This window comes from Bacteriovorax sp. HI3 (genome assembly GCF_059738875.1).
In genome coordinates this window covers 562,549-576,914 of the sequence record NZ_AP026946.1, presented here as the reverse complement: position 1 = coordinate 576,914, position 14,366 = coordinate 562,549, and the positions used below count along the sequence as shown (strand labels likewise).

General features: G+C 41.8%; 11 protein-coding genes. 4 read left to right on the top strand and 7 right to left on the bottom strand.

What is annotated here, in order from left to right; translation table 11 throughout:
• Nucleotides 1-43: 43 nt before the first annotated feature.
• From AC6JA8_RS02710 to AC6JA8_RS02700, 3 genes are all read right to left on the bottom strand, one after another.
• Nucleotides 44-2,107: a sodium-translocating pyrophosphatase gene (locus AC6JA8_RS02710; protein ID WP_497975653.1), complete on the bottom strand. Its 2,064-nt coding sequence runs from the start codon at nt 2,105-2,107 to the stop codon at nt 44-46.
• Between the two features lie 172 nt (nt 2,108-2,279).
• The gene (locus tag AC6JA8_RS02705; protein ID WP_497975652.1) at nt 2,280-5,402 is read right to left on the bottom strand and encodes a S8 family serine peptidase; all 3,123 of its coding nucleotides are present in this window, start codon (nt 5,400-5,402) and stop codon (nt 2,280-2,282) included.
• A gap of 77 nt (nt 5,403-5,479) precedes the next feature.
• Complete coding sequence (locus AC6JA8_RS02700; RefSeq protein WP_497975651.1) at nt 5,480-6,721, bottom strand: MFS transporter; 1,242 nt, start codon at nt 6,719-6,721, stop codon at nt 5,480-5,482.
• 127 nt (nt 6,722-6,848) lie between these two features.
• Here AC6JA8_RS02700 and AC6JA8_RS02695 point away from each other — a divergent pair, with 127 nt between their 5' ends.
• Nucleotides 6,849-7,985 carry an HD-GYP domain-containing protein gene (locus tag AC6JA8_RS02695; RefSeq protein ID WP_497975650.1) on the top strand — a complete coding sequence of 379 codons (1,137 nt, stop codon included), beginning with the start codon at nt 6,849-6,851 and terminating at the stop codon, nt 7,983-7,985.
• 16 nt (nt 7,986-8,001) lie between these two features.
• Here the strand turns inward: AC6JA8_RS02695 and AC6JA8_RS02690 are convergent, their stop codons facing one another.
• The 3 genes from AC6JA8_RS02690 to tpiA all read right to left on the bottom strand — a co-directional run bounded on the left by AC6JA8_RS02690 (nt 8,002) and on the right by tpiA (nt 10,364).
• Complete coding sequence (locus AC6JA8_RS02690; protein ID WP_497975649.1) at nt 8,002-9,147, bottom strand: aminotransferase class V-fold PLP-dependent enzyme; 1,146 nt, start codon at nt 9,145-9,147, stop codon at nt 8,002-8,004.
• A 14-nt stretch (nt 9,148-9,161) separates the two neighbouring features.
• On the bottom strand, nt 9,162-9,530 hold the full coding sequence (gene secG / locus AC6JA8_RS02685; protein ID WP_497975648.1) for a preprotein translocase subunit SecG: 369 nt from the start codon (nt 9,528-9,530) through the stop codon (nt 9,162-9,164).
• An 81-nt stretch (nt 9,531-9,611) separates the two neighbouring features.
• Nucleotides 9,612-10,364: a triose-phosphate isomerase gene (tpiA, locus tag AC6JA8_RS02680; protein WP_497975647.1), complete on the bottom strand. Its 753-nt coding sequence runs from the start codon at nt 10,362-10,364 to the stop codon at nt 9,612-9,614.
• Nucleotides 10,365-10,458: 94 nt separating this feature from the next.
• Here tpiA and AC6JA8_RS02675 point away from each other — a divergent pair, with 94 nt between their 5' ends.
• Genes AC6JA8_RS02675 through AC6JA8_RS02665 form a run of 3 tightly spaced genes read left to right on the top strand, consistent with a single transcriptional unit; the run spans nt 10,459 to nt 13,403 of the window.
• Nucleotides 10,459-10,755, top strand: a complete 297-nt coding sequence (locus AC6JA8_RS02675) for a hypothetical protein (protein ID WP_497975646.1) — start codon at nt 10,459-10,461, stop codon at nt 10,753-10,755.
• Nucleotides 10,756-12,099, top strand: coding sequence for an AMP-binding protein (locus AC6JA8_RS02670; RefSeq protein WP_497975645.1), 1,344 nt, complete (start codon nt 10,756-10,758; stop codon nt 12,097-12,099).
• A complete protein-coding gene (locus AC6JA8_RS02665; protein WP_497975644.1) occupies nt 12,096-13,403 on the top strand; it encodes an MBOAT family O-acyltransferase in 1,308 nt (435 codons plus the stop codon). Before AC6JA8_RS02670 ends, AC6JA8_RS02665 begins: the two co-directional genes overlap by 4 nt.
• Here the strand turns inward: AC6JA8_RS02665 and AC6JA8_RS02660 are convergent.
• Nucleotides 13,400-14,362, bottom strand: coding sequence for an LLM class oxidoreductase (locus tag AC6JA8_RS02660; protein WP_497975643.1), 963 nt, complete (start codon nt 14,360-14,362; stop codon nt 13,400-13,402). The genes AC6JA8_RS02665 and AC6JA8_RS02660 overlap by 4 nt on opposite strands.
• Between the last annotated feature and the right edge of the window lie 4 nt (nt 14,363-14,366).

The following is a 14,366-nucleotide window of genomic DNA, read 5'->3' as shown; positions in this document are numbered from 1 at the left end:
CTTGCGAGGGCCCTTTTATTAAAAACTAGTTTTTGTAGAAAGACTATCCAATCGTTGCAATTAAAGAAGCGATTAGAAGCGATACTACTGACATAACTTTAATTAGGATCGCTACACCTGGTCCAGATGTATCTTTGAACGGGTCACCAACTGTGTCACCAACAACTGCAGCTTTGTGCGTGTCAGATCCTTTTGGGTGACCTGGAATTCCACCTTTTTCGATGAACTTCTTAGCGTTATCCCATGCTCCACCAGCGTTAGCCATGAATAGAGACATTGTAGCACCTACAGCTAGAGATCCTGCAAGCATACCTGTTAGAGCTTGAGGTCCCATTGCGAAACCAACAACAACTGGAGCTAGAACAGCGATGATACCTGGAAGGATCATTTCTTTTAGAGCTGCAAGAGTTGCGATGTCTACGATTTTTGCTGGTTGTGGTTCAGCTTTACCTTCACGAAGACCTGGGATGTCTTTGAACTGACGAGCGATTTCTACTACGATCGCCTGAGCTGCTTTACCTACTGCAGTCATTGTTGTTGCTCCAACAAGGAATGGTAGGATTGATCCGATAAGAATCCCTAGAAGAACTCCAGAAGAAGTTAACTCAAGAGACATCTTAGCTAGACCAGCAGTTTCTCTTACGTGGTTTACTTCCATTGTGAAAGCAGAGAAAAGTGCAAGTACTGTAAGGATAGCAGATCCGATAGCGAATCCCTTTCCGATAGCAGCAGTAGTGTTACCTACAGCATCTAGTTCATCTGTAATGTCACGAGTTGCTTTTCCAAGACCTGACATTTCAGAAATACCACCAGCGTTGTCAGCGATTGGCCCGTAAGCATCAACTGTCATTACAACAGCTGTACCAGCAAGCATACCAACAGCAGAAAGAGCGATACCGTATAGACCTAAGTATTTGTCTGCGATGTACGCAGCAGCTACTACAAGAAGCATTGGGATAGCAGTTGATTCCATACCAACAGCTAGACCGCGGATAACACCTGTACCAGCTCCCGTTTTAGCAGCTTCAGCTGTAAGACGGATTGGTTTACCAGCAGTGTAGTACTCAGTGATTAGACCAATGAACATACCTGAGAATGCACCGGCCGCTAGAGCGATTGTTACACCTTGAGAAATTCCAAACATTGGAACGATTACATAAGATGCAATAGTTAAAATGATTGGTGGTACGATTAGAGCGTTTCTTAAAACCGTTGCTGGTTTTGAGTTTTTAAACATACGAGCAAGGAAGATTACTGCAATTGAGATAACCATTCCTAGAGCTGAAAGAAGAAGAGGAAGAGCAACACCCGCCATACGAGCAGCAACTTCATCAGCAGTTGATACAAGGTTTGTTAGGCTTGCTGCAGGGATTGTAAGAGCGATGGCCATAGCAGCTACGATAGCAGCAACCATAGACTCGTAAATATCAGCACCCATACCAGCTACGTCACCAACGTTGTCACCAACGTTATCAGCGATTACACCTGGGTTACGTGGATCATCTTCAGGAATGTTTTCTACAACTTTACCTGCGATATCAGCACCAACGTCTGCCGCTTTTGTATAGATACCACCACCAATACGAGCAAATAGCGCGATTGATGAAGCCCCTACTGCGAAAGCGTGAAGGATTGTTGAAAGATCAGATGAGTCTTTGAATACAACGTAAATAACTCCAAGACCAACAAGTCCAAGAGAAGCTACTGCTAGACCCATAACCGCTCCACCATCAAGAGCAACAAGAAGTGCTGCTGCTTTTGATCCAGTTGAAGCTGCTTGAGTTGTACGAACGTTAGCGTATGTCGCTGCTTTCATCCCAGCAAAACCTGCTAGAAGTGAAAGGAAAGCTCCTACGATGAATGAAACAGAAGAAACTGCTCCAAGACCGAAATAAAGAGCCGCTGCAACTACTACACAGTAGATTGCCAGAACTTTGTACTCACGAACTAAGAAGGCCATTGATCCTTCACGTACGTAAGAAGCGATTCTTTCCATTGTTTCGTTTCCACCTGGCTGTGATTTTACTCGGAAGTAAAAAAACGCGGCGATTAATAAACCAAAAACTCCAACGTAGATCGGAGAATTGATTAGTGCTGCACTAAACATTGCTGTACCCCATGTTTGAAATAAGTAATAAAATTCGAATACTTAGAATTACCCTAAGCGACAAAAACCGTCAAGAATTTGTATTTTCTTTTGCCTGTGTTCGCAGTGAGTAAAGATGTTGAATCTATGTGGGGATGGGCAATAAAAAGGCCCTCTTTCGAGGGCCCCTTTTTTATTTAAGAAGTTTTTCTACTAGAATTTGTGACTGTTGGTCTTTTAATGCTGCTGGCGAGTTGTGAGGGTAAAGGATAAGGGCTCTCATGTTCCCTAGACCTCTTCTCATCGACACGTGCTCAAGATCGTTTGCACCTACTGTTACCACTTCTGGCATATCGTAGAAGGCCAGAGAATTCTCAGAAAGGTTCAATGATTGCCACTTCTCACCATGGTTAGCTAAGAAGTCATCACCTTTTGAATCAGCTTCTAGGTGAGTGACTGAAAGCTTGATTCCTACTTTTCCGTTTTTCCCTTTAGCAATCTTAGAAAGATCAGCTTCTACAACTGCAACGTTTGAGTGGTTGTAGAATTTCATTTCACGGGCATCAAGGATGGCCGGAAGGTAGTTTTCTTGAGTGTTCGCTGGGTCCATTTCAAACGCCATACGAAGGTTTCTTGCCATCTCTGCATCTAAAAGAAGAGAAGCGAAGATATCAGCTGTGATCCCGCTTACGTAGTTCGCTTTGATCGCCAGAAGTTCCTGGTCTGCAATTCCATCGTTGTTAGCGTCGATCTGAAGAGAGATGTCACATGGCTGCCAGAATGTCATAGCATCATATAACTTCACCCCAACTTGAAGAACTTTTGTTGTTTGTCCTTTGTCAGTTTTTTCGATGATACGAATCCCTGCTGCTTCAAGGTCACATAGAGTTGAAGCTGACATATTGTTTGGATTTAATACCGTCTTTCTCTCATCTGTTCCCAGAAGGTTGAAGATAAGAGCGTCACCAGAAGACTTAGCTGAGTTTGTCAGCGTAACTTTTACTTCTGATCCGTTTCTATCTACTTTCGAGTCAGTTTGAGTCACAAGGTCTGAAGCCTTGATGTCACTTACTTTGTTTAGAACCGCAAGGAATGGAAGAGAAACTTTTGATCCATCGTCTGCGTTTGTTAAGATAACAAATCCGTCTGCTTCAATGTTGTTTTGAGCAGCGTTTTCACGAGCAAGAGTGAAGCTTACTGTGAAAGTAAGTGAACTCTTCGCCTTAACTTTTAGAGCACTTTGCAGAGACACCTTAATGTTCTTGCTGTTGATTGCTCGTGTTGAGAATAGAACATCTTTATCAGATGAGTTTGTTAATGTTACTTTCTTCGACACAGTCTTTGTTGAAGCTACTGGAACTTCTCCAAGAGAAAGAGTCGCAGGCATTGCGATAACTGGAGCTTTAAGAGCTTCTTCTACTTGAACACGTCCAGCACCTTGACGAGAAACTGCTACGTGAGCTCCGTTTGCCATCATGATTTTAGCTGTGTTTAAGATACGAGCTTTTAGTTCCTGAACTGAAGCTTTCGGGAAAGCCTGTCTCATAAGGGCCATAACACCAGCAAGGTGTGGTCCTGACATAGATGTTCCTGAGAACTGAACTGATTCAGCACCTGTACCAAAAGCAGCAGAGATAACGTTTGCTCCTGGACCAGAAATTTCTGGTTTAATTAAAGAGTCGATTGAACGTGGACCACGAGACGAGAAGTTTGTCATCGTATCGATTAGGTCGTCACGGTTAATGATTTGTCCTGGTGAGAAGTTAAATACTACTTCTGATTTTTTCGCTAGAGCAGCTTTAATTGCATCCCCTAGAGATTTTGTAACCATGACAGCCGGGAAATCGTATTTGTTTTCAGATCCCATTGCGATTGGAGCTCCATCAACGTTGTTAACCATAACAACACCAGAAGCACCAAGAGCTTTAGCTACCTGGAATTTTTGTTCGAATGAAATCGCTCCACGGTCCATAAGAGCGATGCGCCCTTTAACCTGAGTTTTGACTTCTTCAGAAATCGCTTCAACACCTGTTCCGATGTGAATAAGAGCACCACTTACTTTGCTTGAATCAGCTGGGATTGTTCCGTTTCCTTCTACTTTCTCAACTAACTTTGAAGCTCCTTCGATTGACACTTCAACCGCTGGAACAGCGATGTTTTGTGGCATGTAATCGATTGAAGCTGCAACAGAGATAGCTTCGTCAGAAGTTGCCGGTGCACCTGTAATGTATGGGTTGTCTCCTGAGTTACCAGCTGAAGCTACAACGATAGTTCCTGCTTTTGTCAGGTTCTTGATTGCTTCAGTATAAAGGATTTTTGGTTTACCGAATCCACCACCAAGAGAAAGGTTAACTACATCAAGACGGTTTGTTGGTTCGATTTTCTCACTTGGGTCAGCAGCGTATTCCAGGGCCTGGATAACGGCGATATCAGACGTGCTTCCTTCTTTACCGAAAACTTTTAGAGCATATAGAGCTGCTTCTGGAGCTACACCAGAGTATGAAACAATGTTGTCACCGATACCAGCAACTGAGCCGGCAACGTGTGAACCGTGTCCACTTTCATCAATTGGGTTTTCATCGCGCACTGGAACTTGTTGCTCAAGAGAAGCTCCACCTGCAGAGTATTTTGATCCTACGAAGTCAGCTCCACCAACAACTTTCGCGTTCGGGAAAAATTCGTTTGGTGCTGAAGGATCGATTGAATCGTAAGTTTCTTTTTTACCAGTCCCACCAAGCATAGCGTGAGTGTAGTCGATACCTGTATCGATAACCCCTACTCTCATCTTCTGCCCAGAGATCCCCATCTTGTGAGCTTTATCAGCACCGATGAATGATACAGAGTTTTTATCTTTCAGGCTTTCGATTGCCGCTGTTACTTTCTTCTCAAGACCTACAGTTTGTGGTCTAGCGAAGTTTGTGTTTTGGATAAGTTTATTTACACCTTCAATTCCTTCGATCTGACCGGCCACTTCACTTGGAGCTACGAAAGCTACCGCGTTTAGAACCATCTTATATGTCGCCACGATTTTAATATCTGGTGAGATATCTTTTAGTTTTGAGATAACTTCTTCTTGTTCATCAAGAATAGCTTTCTTTAACTCTTCATCGATAACAGGTTTACCATCAACTGTTTGCGCTTCAGCTAAAAGTGCAGGATGAGATAATTGAACGATCCCCACATATTGTGTTGGAGTCTGTTGTCTCATGCTGAAATATTTGCTGGCGATTAAATCCAGTGATGATTGGTTAGAATTCTTCGGTGCACATGATGCTAGTAGCGCCAAAGACAGAAGTAATGATGCTGAATATTTCATAAGTTCCCCTTGCTCTTAAATAAGCGAAAGGGACTATATCGTATAAAAAATTGATGTCAAAAAAATGTCGCTGATATTTACTCAAAGTTGAGATTTTTAAGTTTTGGGGCCCTAAATGTTGTAAAAATCACCACAAGGAGTGTCATTGTGCCACCAAAAATCACCGAAGGAACTACCCCCATAATCTTCGCGGCCGTCCCTGACTCAAATGCACCAATCTCATTGGATGAACCAATAAACACAGAGTTAACTGCTGAGACCTTTCCCTTCATATCTGGAGGCACAAGCGTCTGCATAATCGTTCCACGGACGACAACAGAGATGTTATCGCAAGCTCCACTGACAGCGAGAATGAAAACTGAAAGATAAAAATTCTTTGAGAGTGCAAAAATAATCATGCACACACCAAAACCAAACACAGCAAAGAGCAGTTTCTTTCCCGTGTTTTTCACTGGAGGCCAATAGATATTAATGGCGGCCATAATAAATGAACCCGCACTCGGTGCCGCTTTTAAAAAGCCCAGTCCTTGAGGTCCCACTTTTAAAATATCATTAGCAAAGATTGGAAGAAGAGCGACGGCGCCACCAAATAAAACAGCAAAGAGATCGAGAGAAAGGGCCCCTAAAAAAACCTGATTCTTAAAGACGTAAGAGATCCCCTCTTTAATTGAATCCAGCATCGGTGCACGCTTTTCTTTTGTCATCAAGTGAGGCTTTGGCGAAATAAAACTAAATGAAATAATTCCGCAAAGAACGAGTACACTCACTACCAGGTAAGCATCGTAACGAATGTAAGCGAATAAAAATCCACTCACTCCTGCTCCCAGCATATAAGCAATCTGCCAAATCGTTGAACTCCACGACGTTGAGTTGACGTAAATATCCCTCGGCACACACTCTGTAAGAATAGAAAACATTGAAGGAGAAAGTGTCCCGCGGGCAAGCCCCGTTATCGCAATCACCACATAAAAGAGTGAGAGCTGTTGATTGTTATCGGGAACCATGTGGGTGATGGTATAAAGACCAATACCACTTAACATCACGACAAAGAGACATGAGATAACAATTTTCTTTCGGTCGTAGATGTCGGCATAGTGACCAGCAAACAAAGTCACCGCAAAGTTTGGCAGGATTTCCACCAGTCCGATCATCCCCAGAGACATCGGGTCTTTGGTGATCTCATAAACGTGCCAGCCAATACTGACCACCTCAATCTGAAGGGCTATCGCCAGGAAAATCCTGGTTAATATGTAGAATCGGTAATCGGGGTATCGAAGGGCCGCGTACGGGTCTTTTTTAGTTAGAATCGGGGTATTCATATGAGTCTTTCCGCCTACTTAGCAGGCTCTTTGAGAATTTGCTATACTGTATATTAGCCAAGGCTTTTGATCCAGTACAATTTTTAACATAAGCCATCCTTACGCCGATACGACTAGTATGAGTAAAATGGGGAATAACTTTTTTTCAGTTTCTTTTGATCTGATTTTATTGGATAAATCGATTCCCTATGATCTTTACGTCAACTCTTCGGCCTCTTCAGAGCGTGAACGTTTTGTTCGCATCTACCCAAAAAACGACTTATTAAGTTTAGAGGACCTGAAGCTTTTTAAGAAAAAGTACTTCCAGCTCTACGTGCATGAATTTCAGCGCGAAGATTATTTAAAGAGTTTAATCCAAATCAGCGGTGTCGCTGATACGACGAAAACAGAAGTTATTAAATCATCAGCGATTCACTACCTCGATAAACTCTTTGATAAAGACAAAGAGTTTACGACAGAGCTTCTTTCAGAAACGATTTCTGAGTGTAAAGTGGCCGTTGAATCCATGGTTGACGTGATTAAAGACTACGACGTTTCAAAGCTTCAAGGGCTGATTGCTTCTTTAAGCTTCCATGACTTTTATACTTACGATCACTCTATTAACGTGTCGATGTATTGTATCTCTCTTTATAGAGCGGCAAAACCAAATGCCACAAAAGATGAAATCGTTATGGCCGGTCTCGGCGGGCTTCTTCACGATATCGGTAAAATTAAAATCTCTACCGACATCATCAATAAGCCAGAGAAACTTTCAGACGAAGAATTCAATATCATTAAAACTCACCCTGCCTTCGGGTTTGAGCTTCTCGCAGAAAATCCATGTGACTGCGAAGGTGTAGACTTCAACATCATTAAACGTGTTGTGTACGAACACCACGAAAATTTCAACGGTAGCGGTTACCCGAGAAAACTCTCAGGAGCAGACATTCACCTGCTTGCCCGTGTTACTGCGATTGCCGATTTCTTCGATGCCATTACGACCAAAAGAACTTACCACGAAGTGCTCTCAACTGAAGACGCCATCGCAGTTATGGCCAAAACAGTTGGAAAAAAACTCGACCCACAACTCTTTGAAGTGTTCACAAAAAGTGTGAAGCAGTTAGTTCTCAATGGAAAATTAAATAAAGAGCTTCCAGAAGACTTTGATCCATGTCAGCCGCAAAACGTTTTACCTTTTAGAAACCCAAAAGGGTACAAGGTAGAAGGATTCGGTGCCGGAGACAAGCCCCAGTCATTCGGAAAAATCAAAAAGAAAGTCGGATAGAATGCGCAAGCATTCCCTAGATATCCATTCCTTTAATCAATTCTTCAACTTGTGATTTTGTATTGAAAACGTGGAAAGAAAGACGAATGTTCCCCTGACGAACAGACACGTCGATATTGCGCTCTTTGAATTCTTTTTCAAGCGCAATACTGTCCCCGCTCACCGACTTCATACACACGATATTTCCCATGTGATCAAGAGGTGTAACCAGGTTGTATTTTTTCTTCGGGTAATTCGCTAAGAAGTAGTCTCGGATTTCAGCGTTGTATTTTCTGATGTTCGAAAGACCGATTTCCTGAAGGAAACTTAAACTTCCTTCCAGGCATCCAGAACACAGCAGGTTTGCCGCCTGTCCTCTATCGTACTGACGAGCACCCGGAAGTGTTTCAGTTGTATAGTCCAGCAGGTTGTAAACTTGTTTTGAGTTCGGGCTTAGAATCCAGTTAGCATTCAAGTGATAGATTGAATCCTGTGCCTTCTGGCTGAAATAAGCAAAGGCATGTCCGTAAGGCCCAAGCATCCACTTATAAGAAGAAACTGTCAGGACATCGATATATGAAAGTTCTTCTGCTGTGATCTCCATTCCCCCAAGGGCCTGAGTTGCATCAACAACAAAAAGAATGTCTTTTGATTTTAAGAATTTTCCAATTGATACCAGGTCCATTTTTTTACCAGTATCAAACGTCACGTATGACATATTGAAGATTCTCGTCTGAGGCTTAAGGTTTCTCTCCAGCCAATCAGGAGTGGGAACCACCTCGCTCCCCAGGTCAATCATGTCGAAAGTAAACTTTCCATGTCTTTGGGCCAGCATCCACGGAAGGATGTTGGAAGGATAATCTTTATTGATCGCGGCGACTCTGTCTCCGCTTTCGAAGATAAATCCATTGGCGATAATATTGATAACATCAGACGAAGAAGTTGAGTGAGTGATCATGTCTGGAGAGACTTGAATCAGTTCAGCAAACTTCACACGAAGTTTTTCTGAAATACTCATCCAATCATCGTAAGCATAGAACGACGGATCTAATTCGCGGTTCATTGCTTTCGTGATCGTTTCTTTCGCACGAATAGGACTAGGCCCGAAATAGGCCGAGTTAAAATAAAGTGTCTTTAAATGTGCGTACTCTTGATCGATTAAGTTTCTGGTGGCCGCGTCCATGGTGCCGCCCTTACTTACTTCGTCGCAGGCGTAGTTGCAGGCGCCGTCGTTTCTGGTGCAGCTGGTGCCGTTGTTGTTGGCGCTGGAGCTGTTGTCGCATCAGAGTTTAGTGGACGAGAAACTGGAGTTTCAGAATCCAGGATTGATTTTTGGAATTTTGAATCCTGAAGACGAGCTAGGTAGATTGAGTTAGCAAGGAACAAGAAAGCTAGAACACCAGTGATCTTTGTCATGATGTTACCGCGAGTTGAACTCGACATGATTGATTCAGAACCAGCAGCAGTCATTAATCCCGCTTCAGCACCTTTACCGAATTGAAGTAAAACAGTGATGATAAGTAGAACTGAGATAATTGCTTGAAGTACCATTAATGCTGTAGTCATGAACTTTTGTCCTTAAAAAATAAAATGTCTTAAATAGATAACAAAATTGCCGTGTTTTTCCAATTATTTTAAGAGTTTTGGCTAGATTACGCTAGCACTTGTACACAGTTGCTTGAAATCTTTCGCCTTTAGACTCGCCCCGCCAACAAGTGCACCATCAATATTCTCTTTTCTTAGCAGTGAGTCAATGTTATCCGGCTTCACTGACCCCCCGTAAAGGATGATGGTCTGCTCAGCATTTTGAGTGAGTTTACCTCTAATAAAAGCGTGAACTTCTTCGGCCTGTTCTGCACTCGCCACTTTTCCAGTACCGATGGCCCACACTGGCTCGTAAGCAATCAAGAGTAAGTGTGCTTTATCGGCCGGAACATTTTTTAATCCAACCGCAAGCTGCTCTTCGATAACTTTGAATGTTGTATTTGATTCGCGCTCTTCCAGTGTTTCACCTACACAGTAAATCACTTTTAAATTGTGCTTTAGGGCCGCCAGAACTTTTTGATTTAAGATTTCATTGTCTTCTTTAAAAATAGTACGTCTTTCAGAGTGTCCGATGATCACAAACTCCACTCCGATATCAGCGAGAGCTGCCGAAGAAATCTCTCCTGTAAACGCACCAGCATCAGCATGTGAACAGTTTTGTGCTCCCACTTGAATCGCTCCAGTAGTGAAAGCGATTTCTTTTAAAATAGGAATATGCAGAGACTGAGGAGCAATCCACGCCTTGCACTTTAACTCCATTTTCATTGCCGTCATCTGAATAAAAAACTCGCTGATCTCATGCAGAGTTTGATTCATCTTCCAATTACCAACAATGTGGATTTCGCGCTTTTTCATAATCATTCCTAAGTAAAAATGTGATACTAAGTAATAACCCAAATAGTACCAAAAAACTAGACAAAGCAAATTTATTAATCAGATAATTTTACCCATGACTGTAGAAGAAATCCACAAGCAGATTGTTTTGCCCGCGATCGCAAAAGCTGAGCGCGAAATTCCCAATCTCAACTTCAAAAGCTTCAACGACACGACTCCACTTTATGGGCCCCCTGGCGCTGTGCTGGATTCGCTTAATCTTGTGAGTTTTGTTTTTCTTCTGGAAAATTTCATTGAAGGTCAGTTTAAGAAAAAAATTGAAATCACCACGGCCGATGTTCTCAACGGAGACAAGCCGCCTTTTGCCAATGCTTTGGTCTTAAGCGAGTTTCTCGCGGAAAAGTTGAAGTAAATGGAAGAGCTATACAAAAGCTGGAAACACTCATCTAAGATTTTTAATATTTCTGAAAATGGAAAAAAGACTTACGATGACTTTTTTAATGACCTGGAAAAAAGCCGTGAGCATTTAAAAAAAGCCTTTACCCAAAAACAGCTTTTTGTCCTGGAAGCTTCCAATGATTACCAAACCTACGTTAAGTTCGTTTCGTGCCTTCTGGAAAAACACTGCGTGTTTATGTCGGCAACTTATCAGTTTGTCGATCCTGACTTTCGCGCGCTTTTAGAAAGCGAAACTCAATCGAGTTTTATTTATATTCCTGCAAATAAGAAATTTAATGATATTGCCAACACCAGTGCAACTCAAAACCCTATTATCCTGCAAGCTCTTCAGGATAAAATCTCGCCTTTTTTAGTGAGAACATCAGGTACTTCAGGAAATAAATTTAAATTCATCTGCCATAGCGCTGAAGCTTTTGTCAGAAAATATCACCAGATTCAAAACCATTTTCATACAACCATGGCCTTTTCTCCCGCTGACACCATTGCGGGAATTGAAACGCTTATGGAGGCCATCACTCATCAAAACACCCTGGTCAGTGATAAAGAAAAAATGACTCCGCTTAGAGTTTCAGAACTCATTGGAAAAGAGCAGGTTGATTATTTTCAAACGACACCTAGTTTTCTTAACCTAATGCTGATTTCCAAGGCCTTCAATCAAGAGAAGATGAAAACGCTAAAGAAGATTGCTTATGGCTCTGAGCCTGCACTCTCATCTTCTTTGCTTGCCATAAAAGACGCTCTTCCTCATCTCGAATTCAAGCATACTTATGGAATGAGCGAGATTGGAATCCTCTCAACGACGACTGATCAAAACGATCCTGCACGCTTTAAATTCAATCAATCGATTAATGACTTTAAAATTGAAGAAGGTGCTCTCTTTATCAAAACAGAAACCCGAATGCTGGGTTATCTCAATTACGTCAATCAGGCACCTGGATGGTTTAAAACAGGTGACGCTGCTGAGCTTGATCGCGAAGGTTTTATCAAGATCCTTGGCCGAACAGATGATCTCATCAACATGGCCGGAAGAAAATTTTATCCTTATGAAGTAGAAGACCTGCTCATTCGCATTGAAGGAGCAGAAGACATCAGCGTGACTGCAGAGAAAAATGCTCTCATTGGAAATATCATTGTGGCCAAATTTTTACTTGCCGCGGATTATGATGAACAGGATTTCAGGGAAAGACTTAAAATTTTTTGTGAAACTCAACTTCCAAGTTTTATGTGCCCGCATAAGATTTTAGTCACACGCGATCCTTTTATTACTTCTCGTTTTAAAAAGGACAGAAAGATATGATGTATTCGACTGTCCAATTTATTTTTTATACGGCCTTTGCTCTTCTGGCCCTCTACTACACTCCGGGGAGATTTAAACTCTGGTGTGTTTTTCTAGCGAGTGTCATCTGGTATTTAAACTGGGGCGCTCTCTGGTTTAATATCTTTGCAGGGATTATCCTTTTTAATATTGGAATACTTTTTCTGCTTAAAAAGCGTTCCGATAAAAAATTCTTTCCTTATCTCGTTGGACTAAATGTTTTTATTTTTGTTCTTTTAAAAATCCTTCCCGAGTTCATACGTTTCAGGACGCCTTACGGCACCAGCTTTTTCATGCTGATTCTTTTAGGGATGATTATTGATTACTGGAGAGAAGAAACACCTATTCAAAAAGAAGATATTCTTCCAGCGATGACCATGCCTTTATTTTTTCCAGTATTAATGGCAGGCCCCATTGAACGCAGAAAACATTTTTTTCCTCAGTTAAAAACAATTCCACCTTTTTCATTAAATAACCTGGTCGACGGCATTCTTATTTTCAGTATTGGGTACTTAAAGAAATTTCTCATTGTTGATCCCTACAGCAGATCAGTTCTAAGTAGCAGTGGAATAGATAATTTTATTTACCAGGGATTGCTCGATACGTTTATCACTTACGTTTTATTTTGCAGTTATAGTGAAATGGGAAGAGGTTGTGCTAAGGCAATGGGAATTGACCTGGCCATTAGCTTTAAGCCGTTTTATTACGCTAAAAACCCCAATGAATTCTGGCAGCGCTGGAACATCACACTGGGAACATGGATGCGAGACTACGTCACTTTCCCAGCGATGTTCAAATGGGGACGAAAAATCAGTCCTGATTTCATCATCCTTTTTTCTTTTCTTTTAATGGGATTGTGGCACGGGATTGGATTAAACTGGTTATGTTTTGGTCTCTTAAACGGACTGGCCATTTACGCTTTTAACGTTTCTCAAAGAAAATGGTCCCTGCCGGGGATCGGTATCTTCTTATCTGTCTGTATCTGGATTGGAAATGGTCTTTTCCAACACAAAGACTTCTGGCATAGAATGACCCGCTCTTTTGAACTTATACCTGAACTAAGAGTCCACGACATCAACTTGTCCTTATTTTTAGGGGCCGTGGGCCTGTTATTTGTTTTTGAATTCGTTCAGGAAAAGAAAAATAAAATCGATTTTTTTACCGGTTGGTCTTTGTGGATCAAGGTGGCCCTTGCTGTCCTTGTTGTCTTTTATTTCGGATGGAAACTCGACGACAACTCCCTCATTCAGACTTTTGACCTGCCACCTGTTTATTTCAGGATTTAAAGTTTTCTATATCGCTTGATGCACTCTTCGACATGCTGGAAATCTTCGTGGTGAAAATCTGTAATAAAAAACTCGTATCCATAATCACTATACTTCTTTAACAGCCCTGCACACTCATCGTAGCTTCCCACAATAAAAGGTGCCGAAGTCCAGAAATTTTTCATCGCACTTAAATTAAAATCATCTCTTTCGTTCGGATTCTTCTGGAGATAATCCTTTATCCACTGGCTCCATGAAGTCTCATGCCCTCCTAGAACCATATCAAAGAGCATCTGCCCTTTTCTATCTTGAGGGTAAAGCTTTTGCATGCTGGCCTGTGCGTCTTCATTAGTTGCTCTCGTGCAAATCCCCAGCAAGAGTCCCTGATTGGCCCCTTCACTCTTTTTCATTTCGTTTAGAGGCTTGATACCTCTTACATAATTACCGGACAACTCTGGCGTTGTCGTCACTCCAGAATAAAATAATTCAACATCCTCTTTTAAAGGAGGAAACAACTTTGCATCTGTCACCTGGTAGTACTGGCCCTGAAAACTGCCTGTTGTTTTCTCTTTAAAGAAGTCTTTGAGAACATTTGAAAAATCTTTTAAACGAGAGAAGCGTTCAAGAAAACTTAGCTCATCATGAAGGGCGCTCATTTCGTTTGGAAACGAACCCGGGATCATATTCAGGGCCATAGGCCTTGCATAAAAATCCTGTAGTGATGAAAGTTTTTTCACAATGTGAAAAGGATGTTGATGAAGTGGATTCACCGCAATCAGTGGATGAAATTCAGGGTTTTTCTCCATGGCCTTTTGAGCAACAACCCATGGGTCAAGACGCTTATCACCTGCCGTAATGAGGGTGTATTTAAAAAATTCTTTTTTCGTTTTCCCGACATAATGATCAAGCTGTGCATGAAATTCTTTTTCATCACGACGGTCATTTGATGGGGCAACATTAATAAAAAAAGCTTTTGTCATTCAT